At 73.8% G+C, this 16148-nt stretch carries 15 protein-coding genes; 10 read left to right on the plus strand and 5 right to left on the minus strand.

Going from position 1 to position 16148, the window contains the following annotated elements; all coding sequences use genetic code 11:
• Positions 1 to 200 precede the first annotated feature (200 nt).
• From Actkin_RS05485 to Actkin_RS05525, 9 genes are all read left to right on the plus strand, one after another.
• Positions 201 to 1526 (plus strand): glutamine synthetase family protein, encoded by a 1326-nt coding sequence (locus tag Actkin_RS05485; RefSeq protein ID WP_258906212.1) that lies wholly within the window; start codon positions 201 to 203, stop codon positions 1524 to 1526.
• Positions 1507 to 2235: a gamma-glutamyl-gamma-aminobutyrate hydrolase family protein gene (locus tag Actkin_RS05490; RefSeq protein WP_258906213.1), complete on the plus strand. Its 729-nt coding sequence runs from the start codon at positions 1507 to 1509 to the stop codon at positions 2233 to 2235. The genes Actkin_RS05485 and Actkin_RS05490 overlap by 20 nt, the downstream gene beginning before the upstream one ends.
• Positions 2232 to 3593 carry an aldehyde dehydrogenase family protein gene (locus Actkin_RS05495; RefSeq protein ID WP_258907856.1) on the plus strand — a complete coding sequence of 454 codons (1362 nt, stop codon included), beginning with the start codon at positions 2232 to 2234 and terminating at the stop codon, positions 3591 to 3593. Before Actkin_RS05490 ends, Actkin_RS05495 begins: the two co-directional genes overlap by 4 nt.
• On the plus strand, positions 3594 to 4358 hold the full coding sequence (locus Actkin_RS05500) for a 3-oxoacyl-ACP reductase (protein ID WP_258906214.1): 765 nt from the start codon (positions 3594 to 3596) through the stop codon (positions 4356 to 4358).
• Positions 4342 to 5064 carry a FadR/GntR family transcriptional regulator gene (locus Actkin_RS05505; RefSeq protein WP_258906215.1) on the plus strand — a complete coding sequence of 241 codons (723 nt, stop codon included), beginning with the start codon at positions 4342 to 4344 and terminating at the stop codon, positions 5062 to 5064. The genes Actkin_RS05500 and Actkin_RS05505 overlap by 17 nt, the downstream gene beginning before the upstream one ends.
• Positions 5065 to 6301: 1237 nt before the next feature.
• On the plus strand, positions 6302 to 7306 hold the full coding sequence (locus tag Actkin_RS05510) for a class E sortase (protein WP_258906216.1): 1005 nt from the start codon (positions 6302 to 6304) through the stop codon (positions 7304 to 7306).
• Entirely contained in the window at positions 7303 to 7989 is a 687-nt protein-coding gene (locus Actkin_RS05515; protein WP_189212353.1) for an SDR family NAD(P)-dependent oxidoreductase, read from the plus strand. The genes Actkin_RS05510 and Actkin_RS05515 overlap by 4 nt, the downstream gene beginning before the upstream one ends.
• Before the next feature lie 155 nt (positions 7990 to 8144).
• On the plus strand, positions 8145 to 8861 hold the full coding sequence (locus tag Actkin_RS05520) for a class I SAM-dependent methyltransferase (RefSeq protein ID WP_258906217.1): 717 nt from the start codon (positions 8145 to 8147) through the stop codon (positions 8859 to 8861).
• A gap of 93 nt (positions 8862 to 8954) precedes the next feature.
• Positions 8955 to 9608: a 4'-phosphopantetheinyl transferase family protein gene (locus tag Actkin_RS05525; protein WP_258906218.1), complete on the plus strand. Its 654-nt coding sequence runs from the start codon at positions 8955 to 8957 to the stop codon at positions 9606 to 9608.
• Here the strand turns inward: Actkin_RS05525 and Actkin_RS05530 are convergent.
• The 5 genes from Actkin_RS05530 to Actkin_RS05550 all read right to left on the minus strand — a co-directional run bounded on the left by Actkin_RS05530 (position 9605) and on the right by Actkin_RS05550 (position 14800).
• Positions 9605 to 10108, minus strand: a complete 504-nt coding sequence (locus Actkin_RS05530; RefSeq protein ID WP_258906219.1) for a methylated-DNA--[protein]-cysteine S-methyltransferase — start codon at positions 10106 to 10108, stop codon at positions 9605 to 9607. The two genes, Actkin_RS05525 and Actkin_RS05530, sit on opposite strands and share 4 nt — an antisense overlap.
• A 30-nt stretch (positions 10109 to 10138) precedes the next feature.
• Complete coding sequence (eda, locus tag Actkin_RS05535; protein WP_258906220.1) at positions 10139 to 10723, minus strand: bifunctional 4-hydroxy-2-oxoglutarate aldolase/2-dehydro-3-deoxy-phosphogluconate aldolase; 585 nt, start codon at positions 10721 to 10723, stop codon at positions 10139 to 10141.
• Positions 10720 to 12588, minus strand: coding sequence for a phosphogluconate dehydratase (gene edd / locus Actkin_RS05540; protein WP_396122941.1), 1869 nt, complete (start codon positions 12586 to 12588; stop codon positions 10720 to 10722). The genes eda and edd overlap by 4 nt, the downstream gene beginning before the upstream one ends.
• Positions 12589 to 12791: 203 nt before the next feature.
• On the minus strand, positions 12792 to 14039 hold the full coding sequence (locus Actkin_RS05545) for a DUF6923 family protein (RefSeq protein WP_258906222.1): 1248 nt from the start codon (positions 14037 to 14039) through the stop codon (positions 12792 to 12794).
• Complete coding sequence (locus tag Actkin_RS05550; protein ID WP_258906223.1) at positions 14036 to 14800, minus strand: bestrophin-like domain; 765 nt, start codon at positions 14798 to 14800, stop codon at positions 14036 to 14038. The genes Actkin_RS05545 and Actkin_RS05550 overlap by 4 nt, the downstream gene beginning before the upstream one ends.
• Positions 14801 to 14984: 184 nt before the next feature.
• Here Actkin_RS05550 and Actkin_RS05555 point away from each other — a divergent pair, with 184 nt between their 5' ends.
• The gene (locus Actkin_RS05555; RefSeq protein WP_258906224.1) at positions 14985 to 16037 is read left to right on the plus strand and encodes a hypothetical protein; all 1053 of its coding nucleotides are present in this window, start codon (positions 14985 to 14987) and stop codon (positions 16035 to 16037) included.
• Positions 16038 to 16148: the final 111 nt, after the last annotated feature.

A 16148-nucleotide genomic window follows, 5' to 3' on the forward strand; every position in this document is an offset into this window, starting at 1 on the left:
AACGGCCGTGAACCGGGCAAGGCGGAGTTTTGAACAGATCGTTCACACTTGGCCGTCTGGGCTGGTCGTACGGTGCAATGGGAGCTGGTCGGGCCATTGCGCGGGAGGCAGCGGTTGCCCCGGTGGTGTGATCACTGCCACGATGCTCTGACGCGATCTGCCAATGGGCTCGTGCTGATCCTTTGGGGAGGGGTACCCGCATGCGTGAGCTGTCCGTCGACCGGCTGCGGGAGCTGGTGGACGCCGGACGGGTCGACACCGTCCTCGTCGCGCTCACCGACATGCAGGGGCGGCTGCAGGGCAAACGCTGCGGCGCCCGGTACTTCCTGGAGGAGGTGCTGGCGCACGGCACCGAGGCGTGCGACTACCTGATGGCCGTGGACGTCGAGATGAATCCGGTCTCCGGCTACGCCACCTCGTCGTGGGACCGCGGCTACGGCGACTTCCTCCTCCGCCCCGACCCGGCCACCCTCCGGATGGTCCCCTGGCACGACGCCACCGCGATGGTGCAGGCCGACGTGCTCAACCTCGACGGCACCCCGGTCGCGCCGTCGCCGCGGCAGGTGCTGCGGCGCCAGCTCGACCGCCTCGCCGAGCGCGGGCTGGCCGCCTACGTCGGCACCGAGCTGGAGTTCATCCTCTTCGACGACACCTACGAGGACGCCGCCCGCCTCGGGTACAAGCACCTCACCCCCGCCAACCAGTACAACGTCGACTACTCGCTCCTCGGCACCGGCCGCGTCGAGCCCGTGCTGCGCGCGATCCGCAACGGCATGACCGGCGCCGGGATGTACGTCGAGTCGGCCAAGGGCGAGTGCAACCCCGGGCAGCACGAGATCGCCTTCCGCTACACCGACGCGCTGACCACCTGCGACAACCACGCCGTCTACAAGACCGGCGCCAAGGAGATCGCCGCCAAGCACGGCCGCAGCCTGACCTTCATGGCCAAGATCAACGAGCGGGAGGGCAACTCCTGCCACATCCACATGAGCCTGCGCCGCGACGACAAGCCGGTCCCCGACGCCGAGTTCCGGATGTTCCTCGCGGGCCAGCTGGCCTGCCTGCGCGAGTTCACCGCCTTCTACGCGCCCAACATCAACTCCTACAAGCGCTACGCCCCGGGCTCGTTCGCCCCGACCGCGATCGCCTGGGGGACCGACAACCGCACGTGCGCGCTGCGGGTCGTCGGGCACGGCGCGTCGCGGCGGGTGGAGAACCGGGTGCCCGGCGGCGACGTCAACCCCTACCTCGCCGTGGCCGCGATGATCGCCGCGGGCCTGCACGGCATCGACAACGGCGTCGAGCTGGAGGACGAGTTCCACGGCAACGCCTACGCCTCCGACAAACCGCGCGTGCCCGCCACCCTGCGCGCCGCCGCCGACGCGCTGGAGGGCAGTGCGATCGCCCGCGCCGCCTTCGGCGACGACGTCGTCGAGCACTACCTCAACGCCGCGCGGGTCGAGCTGGCCGCGTTCGACACCGTGGTGACCGACTGGGAGCTGGCGCGTGGCTTCGAGCGACTCTAAGCCCCCGGTCATCGGGATCACGACCTACCTGGAGCACTCGACGTTCGGGATCTGGGAGACCGAGGCGGCCGTGCTGCACCGCGCCTACGTCGAGTCCGTGCGCGCGGTCGGCGGCAACGCCGTGCTGCTGCCGCCGATCGGCGACTGGCGGGCCGAGACCGTGGACTGGCTCGACGGCCTGGTCCTCTCCGGCGGCGCCGACATCGACCCGGCCCGCTACGGCCAGATCCCGCACCCGACGACCGGCACGCCGCAGCCGATGCGCGACGACGCCGAGTTCGCCCTGACCGAGGCCGCGCTGGCGATCGACCTGCCGCTGCTGGCGGTGTGCCGGGGGATGCAGGTGCTCAACGTCGTGCTCGGCGGCACGCTGCACCAGCACACCCCCGAGCGCACCGGCACCAACGACCACCAGCCCGAGGTGGCGATGTACGGCAAGACCGAGGTCGCGCTGGCCCCGGGCAGCAGACTGGAGTCGATCCTGGGCAAGCGCGTGCAGGTCGCCTGCCACCACCACCAGTCGCTGGACCGCGTGGGCGCGGGCATCGCGGTGACGGCGACCGCGGCGGACGGGACCGTCGAAGGCATCGAGCTGCCCGCGTCCCGCTTCGCCGTGGGCGTGCAGTCGCACCCCGAGCAGAACACCGACGACACCCGGCTGTTCGCCGCGCTGGTCAAGGCGGCCGACCGCAGGAGGGCAGAGCGCTGACCGCACACGCCGTGCGCGACCCGGCCACCGAGGAGGTCATCGCCACCGTCGAGCTGGCCTCCGTCGACGACGCGGACGCCGCCATCGCCCGCGCGCACGCGGCGTTCCCGGCCTGGCGCGCGCTCGCCCCCGCCGACCGGGCCCGGCTGCTGCGCCGCTTCGCCGACGCCGTCGACGCCGACCTGGAGCACCTGGCTGGCCTGGAGGTCCGCAACGCGGGCCACACCATCGGCAACGCGCGCTGGGAGGCGGGCAACGTCCGCGACGTGCTGCACTACTACGCCGCCGCCCCCGAACGGCTCGCCGGACAGCAGATCCCGGCGCCCGGCGGGCTCGCGGTGACCTTCCACGAGCCGCTGGGCGTGGTCGGGGTGATCGCGCCGTGGAACTTCCCCATGCCGATCGCCGCGTGGGGGTTCGCGCCCGCGCTGGCGGCCGGGAACACCGTCGTGCTCAAGCCCGCCGAGGCGACCCCGCTGACCGCGCTGCGGCTGGCGGAGCTGGCCAGGGCTGCGGGCATCCCCGATGCCGTGTTCCAGGTGCTCCCCGGCGCCGGTCAGGTCGTGGGCCAGCGGTTCGTCACGAACCCGCTGGTGCGCAAGGTGGTGTTCACCGGGTCCACCGAGGTGGGCAAACAGGTGATGGCCGGGTGCGCCGACCAGGTCAAGCGGGTGACGCTGGAGCTGGGCGGCAACAGCGCCAACGTGGTGTTCGCCGACGCGGATCTGGAGCGGGCCGCGGCGTCCGCGCCGATGGCGGTGTTCGACAACGCAGGCCAGGACTGCTGCGCGCGTTCCCGGATCCTCGTGCAGCGGTCGGTGTACGACCGGTTCATGGAGCTGCTGGAGCCCGCGGTGCGCGCGGTCGTCGTCGGGCCGCCCGCCGACGAGGCCACCCAGATGGGGCCGCTCATCACCGCCGAGCACCGGGCGCGCGTTCGGTCCTATGTGGACGGCGCGCCGATCGCGTTCCGGGGCAGTGCGCCGGACGGGCGCGGGTACTGGTTCCCGCCGACCGTCCTCTCCGGACTTCCCGCGGATCACCGCGCGGTCACCGACGAGGTGTTCGGGCCGGTCGTCGCCGTGCTCCCGTTCGACGACGAGGACGACGCCGTCCGGCAGGCCAACGACACCGAGTACGGGCTGTCCGGCTCGATCTGGACCCGCGACGTCGGCCGGGCGCTGCGCGTGGCGCGCGGGATCGACGCGGGCAACCTGTCGGTCAACTCGCACTCGTCGGTGCGCTACTGGACGCCGTTCGGCGGGTTCAAGCAGTCCGGGCTCGGCCGCGAGCTGGGACCGGACGCGCTCGCCGCGTTCACCGATGTCAAGACGGTGTTTCTCAGTTCGGAGGGCTGAATGGGCAGGCTGGATGGCCGGGTCGCGGTCGTCACCGGCGGGGCGAGCGGCATCGGGCTGGCCTCGGTGCGCAGGCTGGCCGCCGAGGGCGCGCGGGTCGTCGTCGGCGATGTGGACGTCGACGGCGGCGGGGCGGCCGCCGCGGAGGTCGACGGGCTGTTCGTGCGCACGGACGTCACCGAGGAGGCGGAGGTCGTCGCGCTGTTCCAGACCGCGGTCGACCGCTTCGGCGGCCTGGACGTGGCGTTCAACAACGCGGGCATCTCCCCGCCGGATGACGACTCGATCCTGGAGACCGGGCCGGACGCCTGGCACCGGGTCCAGCAGGTCAACCTCACGTCGGTGTACCTGTGCTGCAAGCACGCCATCGGGCACATGCGGGCGCGGGGGCGCGGGTCGGTGATCAACACGGCGTCGTTCGTGGCGGTGATGGGCGCGGCGACCTCGCAGATCTCCTACACCGCGTCCAAGGGCGGGGTGCTGGCCATGAGCCGCGAGCTGGGCGTGCAGTTCGCGCGCGAGGGCATCCGGGTCAACGCGCTGTGCCCGGGGCCGGTGAACACGCCGCTCTTGCAGGAGCTGTTCGCCAAGGACCCCGAGCGGGCCGCGCGGCGGCTGGTGCACATCCCGTTGGGGCGCTTCGCCGAGCCGGAGGAGATCGCCGCCGCGGTCGCCTTCCTGGCCTCGGACGACTCGTCGTTCATCACCGCGTCGTCCTTCATGGTCGACGGTGGCATCTCCGGCGCCTATGTCACTCCGCTCTGACCCCGACCCGCTCGCCGACGCGCTCCTGCGGCCCGTCCGGGCGGGCAACGCCTTCGAGGAGACGCTGGCCAGGCTGCTGCAGGCCATCCGGCTCGGCCTGGCGGCCCCGGGCGAGCGGCTGCCCCCGGAACGCGACCTGGCCGCCCGGCTGGGGGTGAGCCGGGTGACGCTGCGCGAGGCCCTGCACGCCCTGCAGGAGGCGGGGTACGTGGAGAGCAGGCGCGGGCGCTACGGCGGCACGTTCGTCCGGTCCCTGCGCCCGACCCACCCGACCCCGCCCGCCCCGGCGTTCGCCGCGGACGTGGAGGACGTGATCACCATGCGCCACGTCCTGGAGACCGGCGCCGCCGAGGCCGCCGCGTCCCGGTCGCTGGACCCCACCACCCGCCGCCACCTGCGCACCCGGCTCGCCGAGTGCACGGGGGCGGGCGTGGCGGACTACCGCCGCCGCGACGCCCGCCTGCACCTGGCCGTCGCCGCCGCGGCCGCCGCCCCGTCCCTCACCGCGGCGGTGGCCGACCTCCGCGCCCGCCTGGACGCCCTCCTCGACGCCATCCCCCCGATCGGCGCCAACATCGAGCACTCCGACCACCAGCACCGAGCTGTGATCGACGCCATCCTCGACGGCGACCCGCAGGCAGCGCGCGCGGAGATGGCCGAACATTTGGCAGGAACGGCCACACTGCTGCGCGGATTCCTGACCTGAGGCCCCGCTAACAGCGCCCGAACCCCACGGTGCCCTATCTTGGCGGGGTCGGATCAGCGAGCGAGGGGGTGACGCGGTGGACCAGCCGCCCGCCCGCCACGCCCGCCTGCCGACCCCGCCCCCCGACCACCGGCCCCCACCGAACGGCCACCCCCGCCCCGCGGGCGCGGGCAGGCACCACCCCGGTGCGCCGGACCGCCCCAGGCACGCCGCGCCCCCGGACCACCCCTCAGCCGGTGCGGACCGGCAGAGCGGCCCCACGGGACACCCCCACGACGACACCGCCCTCCCAACCGACCTTCCGGGACCGAGCGCGGGAGGAGCGCGGGGCAACGGCGTGCCCTACGCCCCCGAGCCGCCCGGGCCAGGTGGCGCACGCGCTAATGGTGTCCCCTTCGGCAGCGAGCCCACCGGGCCGAGTGGTGGTGGAGCGCGGGCAAATGGCGCCCCTTACGGCAGCGAACCGTCCCGGCCGGGCGATGGGGAAGCACGCGGTAATGGCGTGCCCTACGCAGGCGGCCCTTCGGGACCGATAGGCAGGGGGGCGCGCCCCAACGGGACCCCTGTTGGCGGCGCTCCGACCTCGAATGGGCGTGCGGCTGCCCACGGGACGCCGCACGTCAGCGGCGCCTTTGAGAAGAACGGCGGCCCGAGGTCGAATGGCCATGGGGGTGCTGGCGGGCCGCGTCTCAATGGCGCTCCCCAGCCGAACGGCTCGGCGGGCGTCAATGGCGCCCGGCCGCCGATGGGTGGGGCGGGTGTCAATGGCGCCCCCGGCCCCCGCCCGAACGGCGTGCCCGGCGCGGGCAGCGGCCCCCGCCGGAACGGCGCCCAGGCGCCGCAGCCCGCCGCCCGCTTCGGCGGCACCCTCGACGTCCCCGACGCCGCGCCGCACGCCGATCCCTCGGAGGTGTCGCGGCACTCCTATCCGGCCGAGGCTCCGCCGCGCCCGAACTCGCCTGAGGCTGCGCCGCGTGCACACCCGGTTGGCGCTCCTCAGCACCCGGCTGACCTTCCGCCGCGCCCGAGCTCGCCTGAGGCTGCGCCGCGTGCACACCCGGTTGGCGCTCCTCAGCACCCGGCCGACGCTCCGCCGCGCCCGAGCTCGCCTGAGGCTGCGCCGCGTCCACACCCGGTTGGCGCTCCTCAGCACCCGGCCGACCTTCCGCCTCGTCCCCAGCCCGCCGGGGTGCCGCAGCGTCCGCATCCGACCGAGCGTCGTCCCCAGCCCACCGGGGTGCCGTCGCGTCCGCGCCCCGCTGCCCTGCGGCCGCACCCTGCTGAGGCGCCTACCGAGGTCATCCGGCCCCTCACCCCCCAGGACGCCCCCACCGAGGTCATCCGGCCCGTCCTGCCCCCGCGCCGCCCGGCCCCCGTCGATCCGCCCACCGAGTTCGTCGAGCCCGAGTACGACGACTACCCCGACGACGAGGACGACTACGCCGACGACGACTACGACGACCCCCCGCCCCCCAAGCCGACCACGGGCGCCGTCGTCGTCCGCTCCATCGGTGAGCTCATGGTCACCGCTGGCCTCGTCATCCTCCTGTTCGTCGTCTACGAGGTCTGGATCACCGACCTGATGTCCGCCCAGAAGCAGGCCGACGTCACCGCCGACCTCGACCGGCAGTGGGAGGTCGCCGACGATCCCGAGCGGGAGCAGAAGTTCGAGTACGCCGACGGCGAGGGCATCGCCAAGCTCTACATCCCCGTGTTCGGCCCCGACTACCACTTCACCGTCGTCGAGGGCACGTCCGCGGCCAACCTGGAGGTCGGCCCGGGGCACTACACCAAGTCCGCGCCGCCGGGGCAGCCGGGGAACTTCGCCGTGGCGGGGCACCGGGTGGGCAAGGGCGCGCCGTTCAACGACCTCGACCTGCTCAACCCCTGCGACGCCATCGTCATCGAGACGCAGACCGACTGGTTCGTCTACCGGATGTTGCCCACCTCCGACCAGCCGGTGGACCCAGCCGACCCGCGCTGCAAGGGCGTGGAGGCGCAGGAGGGCGAGTACGCCGCCGCCGTCGGCCGCCGGATCGTCACCCCGGACAAGGGCGAGGTGGTCCTCCCCGTCCCCGGCAACGCCGACGCCCAGGTGCCGAAGGACCAGCTCAAGCGCATGCTGACCCTGACCACCTGCCACCCCAAGTTCTCCAACGCCCAGCGCATGATCGTGCACGCCGTCCTGGTCCGCGAGCAGCCCAAGGGCGACGACCTCCCCCCGGAGCTGAGCGAAGGATGAAGACCGCACTGGTGACCGGCGGGACCGGCGGCCTCGGCAGCGCCGTCACCGCGGCCCTGCTCGACGACGGCTGGCGGGTCGTCGTGCCGTGGATCGCCGAGGCCGAGCTGGCGCGCCTCCCCGAGCACGACCACCTCGTCGCCCACCGCGCCGACCTGTTCAGCGAGGACGACGCCGCCGCGTGCGCCGCGCTGGCCTCGGGCGACCCGAACGCGCCACTGGGCGCGGTGGTCAACCTGGTCGGCGGGTTCGCCATGGGCGGACGCCTGCACGAGACGCCGGTCGCGGAGTTCGAGCGGCTGCTGCGGCTCAACCTGCGCCCCACCTACCTGGCCACCCACGCCGCCCTGCCGCACCTGATCGCGGGCGGCGGCGGGGCGGTCGTGTGCGTGTCGGCCCGCGCCGTCGAGCGGCCGTTCCCCGGCGCGTCGGCCTACATCACCGCGAAGACGGCCGTGCTGGGCCTCGTCGCCGCCCTCGCCGCCGAGTACGGCCGCGACGGCGTGCGCGCCAACGCGATCCTGCCCGGCGTGATCGACACCCCGGGCAACCGCGCGGCGATGCCCGACTCCGACCGCGCCGACTGGGTCTCGCCCGAGCGGATCGCCGCGACCGTGCGCTTCCTCTGCGGCGAGGACGCCTCGGCCATCAACGGCGCCCGGGTGCCCGTCGCTGGTCCTTAATGGACCACTGAGGGTGATCACGACTCACCCTGTGTCGACTATCGAGTTACCGCGATTCACCCTAAAAGATCAAAAGTGAGCCGACCTCTTGCAAGATCATGTCGCTGGGACGTAGACCGTACACGCTTCTGGGCTACCCCCAACCGGAGGACGACATGGACAAGACGGTCAACGACAACTGGGAGAGTTACTGGCGTGATCTCCCGAGGGAGCGCGGCCTGCCGGTGTGGGACAGCGACGGCGCGGTCACCGCGACCGCGCAGCTCCCGGTGTTCCGGCCCTATTTCGACGCCGCCCTCCCGGTGCTCGACATCGGCTGCGGCAACGGCACCCAGACCGCCGCGCTGGCCGAGCACTTCCCCCGGGTGATCGGGATGGACTTCGCCCAGTCCGCCATCGAGCACGCCCGCACGCTCCAGGCGGGCACGACGGCGACCTTCCGCACCTTCGACCTGACCGACGCCGACGCCGCGCGCGCCGTCCACGACGAACTCGGCGACGTCAACGTCTACCTGCGCGGGGTCCTCCACCAGATGCCCGACGAGGACCGCCCCCAGGCCGCCGCCGCGCTCTCGGTGCTGCTCGGCGACTCCGGCCACGCCTTCGCCGTGGAGCTGGCGCCCTCGGCGTCGGCGTCCATGAAGACCGCGCTCGGCCAGAGCCCGGACGCCGTGCCGAAACTTCAACGGGTGTTCAGGTACGGCCTCACCCCGGCGGCCTGGGACGAGGGCAAACTGGACGCCGTGCTCGACGGCGCCGGGATGGCGGTCGTCGCCCGAGGCGAGGTTCCCCTGCACGGCACCGACCGGCTGCCCGACGGGTCCCCGCTGCGGCTGCCGATGGTGTACGTCGTCGCGCGCAACCAGCGCTGAGATGCGCCTGACAGCCCGGTCGGCCCCGCTGTCGGCCGGGCCGGGGTTCGGGCATCATCGGCGCACGGGTGTCGAGCGATAGGGTTTCAGGACGTGATCGAGAGCATCCTCCCGGCCGCCGTCGTCGCGGTCGAGGTCTACGACGATCCGCCGGAGGCGGTGCTGCTCCCGGAGGAGGAACCGGTCATCGCCAAGGCGGTCGACAAGCGCCGCCGCGAGTTCACCACCGTCCGGCACTGCGCCCGCCGGGCGCTGGCCCGGCTCGGCCGCCCGGCGACCCCGATCCTCCCCGGCGACAAGGGCGCCCCGCAGTGGCCGGACGGGATCGTCGGCAGCATGACGCACTGCTCCGGTTACCGGGCCGCGGTGCTGGCGCTCGACACCGACCTGCACACCGTCGGCATCGACGCCGAACCGCACGTGCCGCTGCCGGAGGGCGTCCTGGCGGCGGTGTCCCTGCCCGAGGAGCGCGCGCACCTGGCCGCGCTCGGGTCCGATGTGCACTGGGACAAGCTGCTGTTCGCCGCCAAGGAGAGCGTCTACAAGGCGTGGTTCCCCCTGGCGCGCAAGTGGCTGGGCTTCTCCGACGCGCGCGTCGAGTTCGATCCGACCGGGACGTTCCGCGCCACGCTGCTCGTGCCGGGACCGGCCGTGGAGGGTGTGGAGATCACCGGATTCAGCGGCCGCTGGGTCGTCGACAACGGACTGGCCGTGACCGCGATCGCCGTGCCGACCAAAGCGGACTAGAACAGCGCTTCCTGCCCGTTGGGGTCGGCGGCGCCCTCGATGGCCAGCATGCGCAGCTTGGTGGTGGTGCCGCCGGGCGCGGAGAACCCGACCATCCGCCCGTCGGCCCCCATCACCCGGTGGCAGGGCACGATGATCGGGTACGGGTTGCGGCCCAGCGCCCGCCCGACGGCCTGCGCCGACCCGGGCGCGCCGATGCGCTGGGCCACCGCGCCGTAGGTGAGCACCTCGCCGGGCGGGATGGCCCGGGTGACCGCGTAGACCCGCAGGTTGAACTCGGGCACGCCGGTCGGGTCGAGCTCGATGTCGGCCAGGTCGTCCTTCACCCCGCTGAGCAGCGCCTGGACGCGGGTGATCGCCGCGCGCACGGCGGGCGGCGGCTCGGCGGGCGCGGGCTGGAACCGCATGGGCCCCGGCAGCCGCACCGCGGTGATGCCGCGCGGGCCCCACGCCAGGCCGCATTCGCCGATGGCGGTGTCGAACAGCGTGTGCCCGGTCATGCCGTCCAGGTTACGGCCGGGCACCGACACTCAGCGCAGCGCGGCCGCCTCCTCGGCGAGGGTCTCCACGTCGCCGGAGGTCAGCCAGCTCCCGCCGACGCAGCCGACGTTCGGCAGGGCGAGGTACTTCGGCGCGGTGGCGGCGGTGATGCCGCCGGTCGGGCAGAACCGCAGGCCCGGCAGCGGCCCGGCGATCGACTTCAGGTACGGCGCGCCGCCCGCGGCCTCGGCGGGGAAGAACTTCAGCTCCGTGAAGCCGCGCTCGGCCAGCCGCATCGCCTCCGACACCGTCGCCGCGCCGGGCAGCGAGGGCAGCCCGGTGTCGGCGACGGCGTCGAGCACGCGGTCGGTGGCGCCGGGCGTGACCAGGAAGCGCGCGCCCGCCTTCGCGGCCTCGGCCGCCAGCTCCGGCGTGGTCACCGTGCCCGCGCCCACCACGGTCTCCGGCACCTCGGCGGCGATCCGCTCGATGGCGCCGAGGGCGGCGGGCGTGCGCAGGGTGACCTCGATGATCCCGATCCCGCCGCGCAGCAGCGCCTGGGCCAGGGGGACGGCAGCGTCGGCGTCGTCGATCACCACGACCGGCACGACCGGCGAGATGTCCAGCAGGCTCATACCGAGTACTCCAGCTCGTCGAGGTCGGCGTCGGCGAAGGTCGGGCCGAACACCGTGGCGCCGTGGTCGGCCGGGCCGACCGCGTGCCGGAACGCGGCGAACAGCTCCCGGCCCGTGCCGGTCCAGGCAGCGTCGTCGCGCGGGGCGTCGACCGGGCGGCGCGCGGCGAGCACGTCCGACTCGACCAGCAGCGTCAGCGTGCCTGCCTCGGCGTCCAGCCGCACCGGGTCGCCGTCGCGGATCAGGCCGATCGGACCGCCCGCCGCCGCCTCCGGCGTGCAGTGGATGGCGGTCGGGATCTTCCCGGACGCGCCCGACATGCGCCCGTCGGTGACCAGGGCGACGCGGTGGCCGCGGGCCATGAGCGCGCTCAGCGCGGGGGTGAGTGCGTGCAGTTCGGGCATGCCGTTGGCGCGCGGACCCTGCTGGCGCAGCACGATGACGACGTCGCGGTTCAGCTCACCGGCCTGGAACGCCGCGCCGACGGCGTGCTGGTCGGTGAACACCCGCGCGGGCGCCTCGACGACCCGGTGCTCGGGGGCCACGGCCGACACCTTGATCACCGCGCGGCCGAGGTTGCCCGCGAGCATCCGCAGGCCGCCGTCGGCGGAGAACGGCTCGGCGACCGGCCGCAGCACGTCGCGGTCGCCGGAGACCCGAGCGCCGGGGCGCCAGGTCAGCACGCCGTCGTCCAGGAAGGGCTCCTGGCGGTAGCGGTCCAGCCCCGGACCGGCCACAGTCGACACATCGCCGTGCAGCATGCCCGCGTCGAGCAGCTCGCCGACGAGGAACTGGACGCCGCCGGCTGCCGCGAAGTGGTTGATGTCGGCGGGCCCGTTCGGGTACACCCGCGCCATCAGCGGGACCACGGCGGACAGGTCGGCGAAGTCGTCCCAGGTGAGCCGGATGCCCGCGGCGGCCGCGATCGCCACCAGGTGCAGCGTGTGGTTGGTCGACCCGCCGGTGGCCAGCAGCGCGACCACGCCGTTGACGATCGAGCGCTCGTCGACGACCTGCGACAGCGGGGTGTACTCCGGGCCCTGCGCGGAGATCTCGACCGCGCGCCGGGCGGCGGCGTCGGTGAGCGCGCGGCGCAGCGGGGTGCCCGGCGCGACGAACGTCGTGCCCGGCAGGTGCAGGCCCATCACCTCGACGACGAGCTGGTTGGAGTTCGCCGTGCCGTAGAAGGTGCAGGTGCCGGGCGAGTGGTAGGCGGCGGACTCGGCGGCCAGCAGGTCGTCGCGGGTCGCCTTGCCCTCGGCGTAGGCCTGGCGCACGCGGGCCTTCTCGCCGTTGGGCAGCCCGGAGGCCATCGGCCCGGCGGGCACCAGGATCGCGGGCAGGTGCCCGAAGGCGAGCGCGCCGATCAGCAGCCCGGGGACGATCTTGTCGCAGACCCCGAGCAGCAGCGTCGAGTCGAACATGTCGTGGGAGAGCGCGACGGCCGTGGCCATCGCGATGACCTCGCGGCTGAACAGCGACAGCTCCATGCCCGCGCGGCCCTGGGTGATGCCGTCGCACATGGCGGGCACGCCGCCCGCGAACTGCGCCACGCCGCCCGCGTCGCGCACGGCGGCCTTGATCCAGTCCGGGTACTCCTGGAACGGCTGGTGCGCCGACAGCATGTCGTTGTACGCCGACACGATCGCCACGCCGGGCTTGGTCACGCCGCGCACGGCGAGCCGGTCGGGGCCCGAGCAGGCGGCGAAGCCGTGGGCGAGGTTGCTGCACCCGAGCCCGGCTCGGGTGGGGGTGCTGGAGGCGGCCTCGGCCATCCGGGCGAGGTACGCGCCGCGGCCCGCGGCGCTGCGTTCGGCGATCCGGGCGGTGACCTCGGCGACGACCGGGTGCAGGGGGTTCGGCATGTCCGTCATCTCCGCGTGCGACGGGTGGGCAGATCCGGGAGACGACAGCGCTGGCGATCCACCGGCCGGTTGCGATTTCAACCGTACTGAGGTGTGACGCGGGATGTCAAAATCGATTCAGCAGCTCACTCTCCGCGCGTGTTCCGTCTCGATCGGAGCATGCGCGCCCCCGCTGACGGCCTGCTTATGACCTGCGGACGGGGTCAGTGCCTGCGCCGGTGGGCGGCGCTCGCGACCGCGCCCGCGCCGAGGATGAGGATCATCGTGGCCAGGCCCCAGCGCCGCTTCTCCGCGGTGGTCAGCGGGCCGGTCACCTCCGCCTCCGGCGGGCGCTTCAGGCCCCGGGTCAGCAGCGCGGGCGCGGGCTCCGGCGCGGGCGGGGGCACCCTCGGCGGTGGCCCCGGCGGTGGCGCGCCCGGCGGGAGGGTGCCCGGCGGGACGAGCCCCGGCGGCAGCGGCGGCAGGACGGGCAGCGCCTGCGGCGGCGTGGTCGTGGGGGGAGCCCCGGGCACGCTCGTCGGCGCGGGCGGGGTCGGTCCGGGCGAGGTGGTCGCGGGCGGGCTGCTCGGCGGCGGCGTGGTCGTGGTCGGCGGCGGGGTGGTCGGCGGCGGCGTGGTCGTGGTCGGCGGGTCCGGCGGCCGGGGGGCCAGGCAGCCGGTCATGTCGGTGTGCGTCGCGACCGGCCACGCCGCGATCTCCACCGGGACCGCGCCGCGGCGGGGCTCGACCCGGATCAGCCTGCTCCGCGCGGGCCCGCCGGTCCACGCGTGCGTCCGGTTGCTCGCGGCGAACAGCGCGCCGTCCGGCCCGAGCGCGGCGGAGCCGTACGTCCACCCGCCGGGCAGCCTGCGCGTGTGCACGTGCTTGACCCGGCCGGAGCGCGGGTCGATGGTCACGACGTGCCCGTAGTAGCGGGTGTGGGTCGAGACGCCGTAGAGCAGGCCGCCGCGCGCGTCGAAGTCGTCCACGGTGCGCGGCAGGGCCGCGGGCCACAGCCGCACCGACGCCACCACGGTCAGGAACCGGGGGCTGTCCGGGTCGATCGACACGCTGCGCAGGTGGCGGCCGACGCGCACCACCAGCAGGTCGCCGAGGACGGCGCCCCCGGACGCGCCGTGCACCTGCGGCACCCGGCCCAGGTCCCGCAGCGTCCCCTCGCGCGTCAGCGACACCACGTGCGAGCCCGACACGCCGTAGACCAGCCCCTGGCCCTTGTGGTACCCGATCGCGTCCACCCGCCGGTCCAGCGCGCGGACGCGGCTCATCGCGCCGCTGGCGAGATCGACTTCGTACAGAGTGGACGATCCCGCGCCGGTCGCGGCCACCCGCAGCACCGAGCACGTCGGGTACGCCGCCGGGGCCGCCTCGCCGGCGCCGGAGCCGACCGCCAGCACGCCTGCGCCCACCAGGCCCGCCACGGCGAGCCCGAGCGCGGCGAGCCGGACTCTCATCGCAACCGGGCGATCGCGGCCTCGAAGGCCTCGGGCTCCAGCGCCGCGCCGCCGCCGTAGGGGTTCTGCAGCTGCTGAGTGGCGAACAGCAGCAGCGCCAGCGTGCCCGCCAGCACCGACACGATGAAGATGTGCACGCGCCTGCGCGGCCCGCCGAACACCAGCGGCAGCGCGATCGACAGAACGCTGCCCGCGATCAGCGCGAACCACACGACCGTGCTGACGCCCTCGCTGCCCGCGGTGTCCAGCCGGGCCTGGCGGGCCTCGTAGACGGTCCACAGCTTGCTCGTGGCCTCGGCCTTCTGGTCGTTCTGCCACAGTTCGGTGACCGGTGCGGCGGCGACCAGCGAGCGCATGCGCTCCAGTTCGGCCCAGCCCTCGTCGCTGACGTCGGCGCTGTTGGCCTGCATGGTGGGCCACTCCTGGTCGACGACGCGAGTCGCGTAGGACATCGCGAGGTCGTGCATCTGGCTGCGCACCGGCTCGCCGAGCGACTCGCTGGCCCAGTACGCGCCGACCAGGCCGTCCGCCTCACGGAAAGCACCGTCCTCCGCCGCGCCGACCGAGTCGAACAGCGAGATCAGCACGAACGCGAGCAGCACCGCGTGCAGGCCGCCGACGATCGTGAACACCTGTCCGGCGGCCTCGTTGTTCTCCACGATGCCGTCGGGAGCGCCGAACCGGCGCACGGCGTACGCCGCCACGCCCGCGACCACCGCGGCTCCGAGGACCCAAAGCAGTCCGGTCAGATAGATGCTCATGGTTGCCTTCCGACGAGAACCGTCGGGTGCACAATGCGCCAATACCGCGCCGACCGGCACACCCTGCCAACCGGTTTGACTCGTCCGGACGCACAATCCGACCCGACCGAGTGAAGACGATCACTGCCTGTCCCCCTGCCCGCCTGCCGTCGGCCCCCGGCCGGGACGCTCCTAGACTGCGCGCGTGGAATACCAGCTCACCGCCGACCTGATCCCCGCCGACGGCACGCCCGACCTCGACCCGCTGCAGCGGCACGGGGTCGCCGCCCTGCTCGACGAGCGCCTCGACCTGCTCGCGGGCATCGAGGGCCCCGACGGCGTCGAGGTCGAGCCCCTGGACCACCGGGTGGCGGTGCACCCGGGCGGCGCGGTGATCACGTGGCTGGTGGACGCGCCCGCGCTGAGCTTCGCCGAGGACGCTGCCCGGCACGTGCTGGGCGAGATGCTGGAGCAGACCGAGCTGCTGCCCGGCTGGACCGTCGGCCGCTGCGAGGTCATCGCCAGCGACGACGACCTCGAGGCCGCGCTCGGCGCGCCGGCCGACGACGCCGACGACGAGGACGTCGACCCGGGCGAGCTGACCGACGAGGAGATCGACGCCCTGCGCGCCGAGCTGCTGCGCTCGGCCCCGACGCTGGCCGCGTTCGGCCCCGAGGCGTTCGGCCACCGCGCCGACGACCCGGACTGCCCGGTGTCCGCCGAGGCCGCCGCGCTGGTCGCGGGCGCGTTCGTGCAGGGCATGGAGATCCTGACCGACGAGCTGTTCGCCGACGTGCAGGAGCTCGACGACGCCGAGGCATCGGCCAGCGAGGTCGAGGCGCTGAGCGTGCTCAACCAGCTCCCGCAGCGCTACGCCGACCACTACGGCCCGCTGTTCGCCAAGCAGTTCCTCGTGGTGAGCGCGATCCTGGGCCACCGGCTGGCCCAGCCGACCTGGACGCCGCCGCTGTGCACCGCCGAGGCGCTGGCGCTGCACGTGCTCAAGTCCGAGGCGGGCGTCCAGCTGCACCTGGCGAACCTGCTCGACGAGCTGCCGATGAAGGAGATCCTGGCCGCGTTCGACCGGCACGCCTTCGCCGACATGGACCACGAGCGGCTCTACGAGCTGCCCAGCGAGGCCGGTGAGGACGACATCGATCTGTTGGGGACGCCCGGTTTGGACTTCGACGAGTGGTTCCTCCCGCGCGGGCACGGGGTACTGCACCCCTACCTCGCTGTCGAGCAGCCGTTGGAGTGAGGGCGAAGGTCCTCTCCCTGTTCCCAGTGACCGGGATGACGTTGACGCGTCTGTGATCCAGTGGTCGAGTAGACACTGTGCGTCCCGATGTGGTGACTCTAAGGCGATGTC

Source organism: Actinokineospora sp. UTMC 2448 (genome assembly GCF_024760565.1).
Lineage (GTDB): Bacteria > Actinomycetota > Actinomycetes > Mycobacteriales > Pseudonocardiaceae > Actinokineospora > Actinokineospora fastidiosa.

Coding starts and splice junctions, on each gene's coding strand:
- Actkin_RS05485 (WP_258906212.1), top strand. CDS start 201: ATGCGTGAGCTGTCCGTCGACCGGCTGCGGGAGCTGGTGGACGCCGGA.
- Actkin_RS05500 (WP_258906214.1), top strand. CDS start 3,594: ATGGGCAGGCTGGATGGCCGGGTCGCGGTCGTCACCGGCGGGGCGAGC.
- Actkin_RS05505 (WP_258906215.1), top strand. CDS start 4,342: ATGTCACTCCGCTCTGACCCCGACCCGCTCGCCGACGCGCTCCTGCGG.
- Actkin_RS05515 (WP_189212353.1), top strand. CDS start 7,303: ATGAAGACCGCACTGGTGACCGGCGGGACCGGCGGCCTCGGCAGCGCC.
- Actkin_RS05520 (WP_258906217.1), top strand. CDS start 8,145: ATGGACAAGACGGTCAACGACAACTGGGAGAGTTACTGGCGTGATCTC.
- Actkin_RS05530 (WP_258906219.1), bottom strand. CDS start 10,108: ATGACCGGGCACACGCTGTTCGACACCGCCATCGGCGAATGCGGCCTG.
- eda (WP_258906220.1), bottom strand. CDS start 10,723: ATGAGCCTGCTGGACATCTCGCCGGTCGTGCCGGTCGTGGTGATCGAC.
- edd (WP_396122941.1), bottom strand. CDS start 12,588: ATGCCGAACCCCCTGCACCCGGTCGTCGCCGAGGTCACCGCCCGGATC.
- Actkin_RS05545 (WP_258906222.1), bottom strand. CDS start 14,039: ATGAGAGTCCGGCTCGCCGCGCTCGGGCTCGCCGTGGCGGGCCTGGTG.
- Actkin_RS05550 (WP_258906223.1), bottom strand. CDS start 14,800: ATGAGCATCTATCTGACCGGACTGCTTTGGGTCCTCGGAGCCGCGGTG.